Here is a 5,485-nt window from a genome sequence, read left to right as displayed (position 1 = left end):
ACATGCATATGCGCGTCGCAGAGGCCGGGCACCAGATAACGCCCGCCGGCATCGACCACCTTGGTGCCCTGGCCGATTGCATGGCTGGCATTGGGCCCGCAATAGGCAAAGCGCCCGCCGGCAATGGCGATGTCGGTGCCGGCGATGATCTCGCCCGAATGAACGTTCACCCAGCGGCCGTTGCGCACGACCAGGTCAGCGGGTTTGCGCCCCACGGCGACATCGACCAGATGTGTCGCCATCTCGGTCCACGGTCTGGGTTTTGCGGGCGTTGCTTTCGTCATTGGCGATTCCTCGGTTGCCGCCAGTCTCGCAAATGTCGGCGGGCGCCGCCAGAGCCGTCGGTCCGACATACCGCGTCAGGGCGAGCTTGTTGACTAATCCGGCTGGAAGGCGATGCTGACCGCGAACCGAACCATATGAGGGAAGACATGACCCGTTTTTGGAAAGCGTTCGCCATCGTTATCTTGTTCGCAGCGTCGACCACTTCTGCCGTGGCCGAGGAGCGTTGGCAGACCTTGCCGGAACCAGCGGCCATGCCCAAACCCGATCAGAGCGGATACGCGCCGGTGAACGGCATCCAGATGTACTACGCCGTTTTCGGCGCGGGCGATCCGGTGCTGCTCATCCATGGCGGCCTCGGCCACGGCGACATCTGGGCCAGCCAGGTGGCCACGCTTTCCAAGACGCACAAGGTAATCGTCGCCGACAGCCGTGGCCACGGCCGCTCCACCCGCACCGAGCAGCCCTATGGCTACGACTTGATGGCATCGGACTATCTGGCGCTGCTCGACCACCTGAAGATCGACAAGACCGCGCTTGTCGGCTGGAGCGATGGCGGCATCATCGGTATCGACATCGCACTGCATCATCCGGAGCGGCTGACAAGGCTGTTCGCGCAAGCCGCCAACGTAACCACCGACGGCCTTGATCCGGGCGTGATGACCAACAAGACCTTTGCCGCCTACATCGACCGCTCCGGCCGCGACTACAAGAAGATGTCGAAAACACCGGACCAGTATGACGCCTTCGTGGCGCAGATGAGCCACATGTGGGAGAGCGAGCCGGCGTGGAGCAAGGAACAGCTTGCCGAGATAACCACGCCGACGGCGATCGTTGCCGGCGACCACGATGAGGCGATCAAGCGCGAACACACCGACTATATCGCCTCCGCCATCCCAGGTGCGAAGCTGATCATCCTGCCCAACGCCAGTCATTTCGCCATGCTGCAAGCGCCGGATGAATATAGCCAGGCTGTGCTGGACTTCATCGATGCCAAATAGAGGATTCTGTACGGCGACAGGGGGATTGCGATTGCGGCGAATGCGGTTATCCTTCTGACGAGGATCTTTCTGAACCGTCATTTCGGGGAGTTCGATGCGTCGATTGATGGTCGCTAGTGCCGGTTTCCTTGCCGTTCTGGCCGTGCCGGCTTTTGCAGCCGACCCGGCGGTCGACGTGCCGATGACCGCGCCCGGATTCGACTGGACGGGCTATTACGCTGGTCTGCAGGCCGGCTATGGCTGGGGCCAATCCGATGTATCGGTGACAGAAGGTGCGCCATTTTCCATCGCGCCCGACATTGACGGCGGTTTTGTCGGCGGCCACGTCGCCGGCCTGTGGCAATTCGACCAGGCGGTGCTCGGCGCCGAGGCGGACCTCAACTATTCCTCGGTCGGCGGCACGACGGTATCGGCGCTGGGAAGCACATTCGGCACCGACATCAAGTGGTTCGGGTCGGTCAACGCCAAGGCGGGTTACGCCATGGACCGCCTGCTGGTCTACGGCATTGGCGGCGTCGCCTTTGCCGGCATCGAAACATCGCAAGTCGCGGTCCGGCGTTCGACAGCACGCGCACGAATGTCGGCTGGACCGTGGGTGCCGGCGGCGACTACGCGCTGACCGACAAGTTCGTCGTCGGCGCGCAGTATCGCTACTATGATTTCGGCTCCGAGCACTACGAGGTGGCAGAACCCTTTAACGATCGCGATCAGAACGTGAAGCTGAATACGGTCGGGATCAATTTGAGCTACAAGTTCTGACCAGGCCCACAATCGCGACGCTGCCGGCCCAGGCGACCACTTGAGGGGCTCTCTTCATGGAAGGGTGGCCGACGCTCCCAGTGGGCGGGGGGAATGGGTTGGGCCTGAGAGGCGCCGGCCTTGGCGGATCAAATCCACCACACAGGCATCCTACCACTACCCGCCGCGCCGATAATTCCGTGATCGCGCCAGTATCATCAAGCCGCCCGGTCTGTTTGCACGTTCGGCGAACGCTCAACAACACGACTTGACGGCCTGTGTCTGGCGTCTGAAAAGGGCTGGCCTGCGGACGTGGCGGAATTGGTAGACGCAAGGGACTTAAAATCCCTCGATCTCTGATCGTACGGGTTCGATTCCCGTCGTCCGCACCACCCTTCGCTCTTCGAGCTTCGGGTGGCAGGCCACCTGAAGCTCGGCAGGTTCGTACTTCATCCGTTCAGGCGCACCAATTCACCGGCTACCGCTTTGTTGGCATCTCTACGCCTCGAACACTTTCTCAGTGAACCATTCCGCCAACCTGGCAAGCTCCGGCCCCAGCACGCGATCGGCGCCGACAGGCGGCACGATAGCTCTGATTTGATCGACGAAGGAACGCAGTGCCGGCGGCGGCGTCCGTTCGGTGACGTGCAGCGCCTGCGAGGCGATCATTGCCAGCATCGCCATGGCGGCATCGACGCAGCGGCCGGCGGTCGCTTCCTTGGCCCATGCGAAGAACGCCGTCGTGGCGACGTCGTCCTGCCCCGCGCCAGCCGATTCCGTGCCCGGAATGAAGGTGCGCTGTGCGGCCAGCTTGGCCTGCTCGAGATAGCCGGTGATCGCCATCGGCACATAGCCGACATTGCCATGGCCATCGCTGTCGGCTGAGTGACGTCCGGTCATCAGCAGATCCGGCAGCAGCGACACCTTGCCGTTCAGAAGCTTCGAGGCGTGGCGGTCGCAGAGCAGGCAGATGTCGGCCCATATCGCCGCCAGATCGTCCAGCGCCGGCGTTGCCATCGCATTGTGATAGCCGCCGGTCGAGATGCAGCGGCCGAGCCGATCTGCATCGTCGGGCGGGATGTAGACGGGATTGTCCGATATCGAGGCCAGCGACACATTGGCCGCCCGCTCGGCCGTCGCCAGCGCACGATGCGCCTGGCCGAGGACGCGCGGCACGATGCGGTAGCTGACCGGCGCCTGATAGTTGCGTCGCCCATCGCCGGCGCCAACCAGAAACTCCCGCAATCCCTGCAGGGCAGCCGTTTCATGCTCATCGCCCCAGAGCGTGTCGAGCGCCGCGTCATAGTGCTCGAGCGGCGCGCGAAACGCTTCGATCGACAGCGCGAAAACTTTTTGCGCCATGCGGATGCGGCGGCGCCCCGCGAGCGCTGCGTCGGCCACCAAAGCGGCGGCGCAGGGCGAGCCGTTGATGAGCGAGCCGCGTTCCTTGACCTCGAGGTCGAAGCGCGTCGAAAGTTCTGCAAACAAGGGATAGAGCGCCAGGATCTCACCGGCGCCGCCCTGGCCGGAGGCCGGCACGACAGGCATCGGCCCACCGTCGAGCATCGCGGCCACGGCAAGCGCGATGCGCGGCGTGGTGGCGGCGTTGCCCTCGATGAAGTTTGTCAGACGGGCAAGCACGATCGCCCTGACCACGCGATCCGGCAAGGGATCGCCGAACGAGGTGGCGGCGGCAAACGCCTTGATGCGCGCATGGCGATCACGCTCGTCAGGTTCGAGCTTTCGGCTTGCCAATTCCCCCATGGCGGTTGTGACGCCATAGATGACCGGTGGCGGATCGGATTCAATCAGCTTCAGAAACGAGACGCGGCATTCGGCGATGCGCTGCAAGGCCTTCTCGCTGATCTCCACCGTGTCCTTCTTCCAGGCGACGCGGAAGACAGTGTCGAGGTTGATGTCTTCACGCGTCGACAGGCTAACTGGCATGCTTCACACCATCGGAAATAAGGGACTTAGTAGAGTGGTTCCTCGAACAGCGTCTTGTCGCCGTCGACCAGCGCCTTGATCTGCGCGGTGCCGTCGCCGGCAAGAGCAAGACGGATGCCGAATGGCCGCACCCGCATGTCGTTCTGGATCGCCATCCCCTCGCCTTCCGGCAGATAGAAGCGCTCGATGCCATAGTCCGGCGCGATGGTCGCCTCTTCGCCGCGAAGGTCCCAGCCTTCGGCGATGTGGCCTAGAATATCGGCCTCGTCGGCGGTTGCCATCGTTGGCGCCTTGCCGAACCAGGCGGCCGTCGGCTGCCAATAGCCGTCGGCGCCCTTCTTCAGGCGCACCACAATCGACGTATCGTCGCTTGAAAATTTGTCGGGCGGAATGTTGGCGATCATTTTCACCGGTATGCGTGAAATCTCGTAGCCCAGGATAATATAGTCGCCGCGCAGGAGGTCGCGCGGATCGACGGGTTCGATCTTCAGCAGCACTTCCTTGCCGTTGCGCAGGATCGCCGCCCGGCCGGCGATGATCCAGCTCAGGAAGCCTATCTGGACGAGCGCCAGCACCAGCGCCGAGATGACAAGCCTTTTCCCGGTGATCATGCCGTGGCTCCCTTGGCGTCTGGGCCCTTCATGCGTTTTTCCACGCGGATGATGACGATCGCGAGGATGCCGAGCAGCACCGCGGCGGCCAGGAAGAAACCGGCCGTATCGAGCATCGATTGCAGGGTCACGACATAGATGATGGCGAGTTCGAAGGCGAAGCCGAGATAGGCAAGCCAGCGTAGCCCACGGCTCTCCCGTCCTGCCAGCACGATCGCGGCGACAACACCGGCCAGCGCGATCGCCGAAGCGAGGGCAAAACCGCTGTTGTAGGTGCTCTCGTCGGCGAGTTCGAACTGGATCATTGCGAGGCCGGTGAGGAAGGCGAGCAGCGCGTGCAAGGGCAAGCGGCCGCCGAGTTGCACGACCCGGTCGACCGGGCCAGGCGCGAAGACCGAGGCCGCGAACAGCAGCGCCGAGGCGACGACCAGCGGGATCGCCACCTGCAGCGTGTCGTGGTTGGTGACCAGCAGCATGAGATAGAACAGCACCGACAGGATAATCAGGTGGCGCGCCGCCTGGCTGCGGGTCCAGAACGAGACGGCAAACAGCACGATCGCCATCACGACGAAGCCGTGCGGAAAATCGCTGCGGCTGTAATAGTCGAAGCCTTTGAGGACCAGCCAGGCATCGGCGATGCCGACCGAAGCCACCGTCAGCGGGTTCGATCGCAGCGCAACCGCCGCCAGCGCCGTGCCGGCTCCCCAGGTCACCAGAGCCGAGGCCTCGTCGCCCGAGAGATGATACATCTGGCCGATCAGCGCGATCGAGCCGCCGAAAGCCGCGGCCGCCACGATCCACAGCGCTTCCCCGATTGCCGCATGGTCGCGGGCCTTCAGCACCGCGCCGCCGACATAGCCGCCAAGGATGACGGCAAACAGCGCCGCCACGCGCGCCAGCCTCGGG

The 5,485-nt window shown here is 63.7% G+C and carries 6 protein-coding genes, 1 tRNA gene and 1 pseudogene; 4 read left to right on the top strand and 4 right to left on the bottom strand.

Annotated features, from left to right (window positions below; genetic code table 11):
- Positions 1-284 (bottom strand): annotated as a pseudogene (locus tag ENZ75_RS19280) (adenine deaminase); the annotation flags it as partial.
- Positions 285-431: 147 nt separating this feature from the next.
- Here ENZ75_RS19280 and ENZ75_RS19275 point away from each other — a divergent pair.
- The 4 genes from ENZ75_RS19275 to ENZ75_RS19265 all read left to right on the top strand — a co-directional run bounded on the left by ENZ75_RS19275 (position 432) and on the right by ENZ75_RS19265 (position 2,413).
- Positions 432-1,283 carry an alpha/beta fold hydrolase gene (locus ENZ75_RS19275; protein WP_063168107.1) on the top strand — a complete coding sequence of 284 codons (852 nt, stop codon included), beginning with the start codon at positions 432-434 and terminating at the stop codon, positions 1,281-1,283.
- Positions 1,284-1,377: 94 nt separating this feature from the next.
- On the top strand, positions 1,378-1,902 hold the full coding sequence (locus tag ENZ75_RS19270) for a porin family protein (RefSeq protein ID WP_245481177.1): 525 nt from the start codon (positions 1,378-1,380) through the stop codon (positions 1,900-1,902).
- Complete coding sequence (locus ENZ75_RS35170) at positions 1,875-2,042, top strand: outer membrane beta-barrel protein (protein WP_245481176.1); 168 nt, start codon at positions 1,875-1,877, stop codon at positions 2,040-2,042. The genes ENZ75_RS19270 and ENZ75_RS35170 overlap by 28 nt, the downstream gene beginning before the upstream one ends.
- Before the next feature lie 285 nt (positions 2,043-2,327).
- A tRNA-Leu gene (locus ENZ75_RS19265) sits at positions 2,328-2,413 on the top strand.
- 106 nt (positions 2,414-2,519) lie between these two features.
- Here ENZ75_RS19265 and ENZ75_RS19260 read toward each other — a convergent pair.
- From ENZ75_RS19260 to ENZ75_RS19250, 3 genes are all read right to left on the bottom strand, one after another.
- On the bottom strand, positions 2,520-3,968 hold the full coding sequence (locus tag ENZ75_RS19260; protein ID WP_063168108.1) for an aromatic amino acid lyase: 1,449 nt from the start codon (positions 3,966-3,968) through the stop codon (positions 2,520-2,522).
- Positions 3,969-3,994: 26 nt separating this feature from the next.
- Positions 3,995-4,579 carry a GDYXXLXY domain-containing protein gene (locus tag ENZ75_RS19255; protein ID WP_063168109.1) on the bottom strand — a complete coding sequence of 195 codons (585 nt, stop codon included), beginning with the start codon at positions 4,577-4,579 and terminating at the stop codon, positions 3,995-3,997.
- Positions 4,576-5,485 (bottom strand): DUF2157 domain-containing protein (locus ENZ75_RS19250; protein WP_128278249.1); only part of this gene is annotated, 910 nt, incomplete at its 5' end. The genes ENZ75_RS19250 and ENZ75_RS19255, both read right to left, overlap by 4 nt.

It is taken from the genome of Mesorhizobium sp. M7A.F.Ca.CA.002.04.1.1 (assembly GCF_004022805.1).
GTDB classification, from domain to species: Bacteria; Pseudomonadota; Alphaproteobacteria; order Rhizobiales; family Rhizobiaceae; genus Mesorhizobium; species Mesorhizobium ciceri.
Note: the sequence above shows the minus strand (reverse complement) of the source record. Positions and strands in the feature narration are given on the sequence as shown.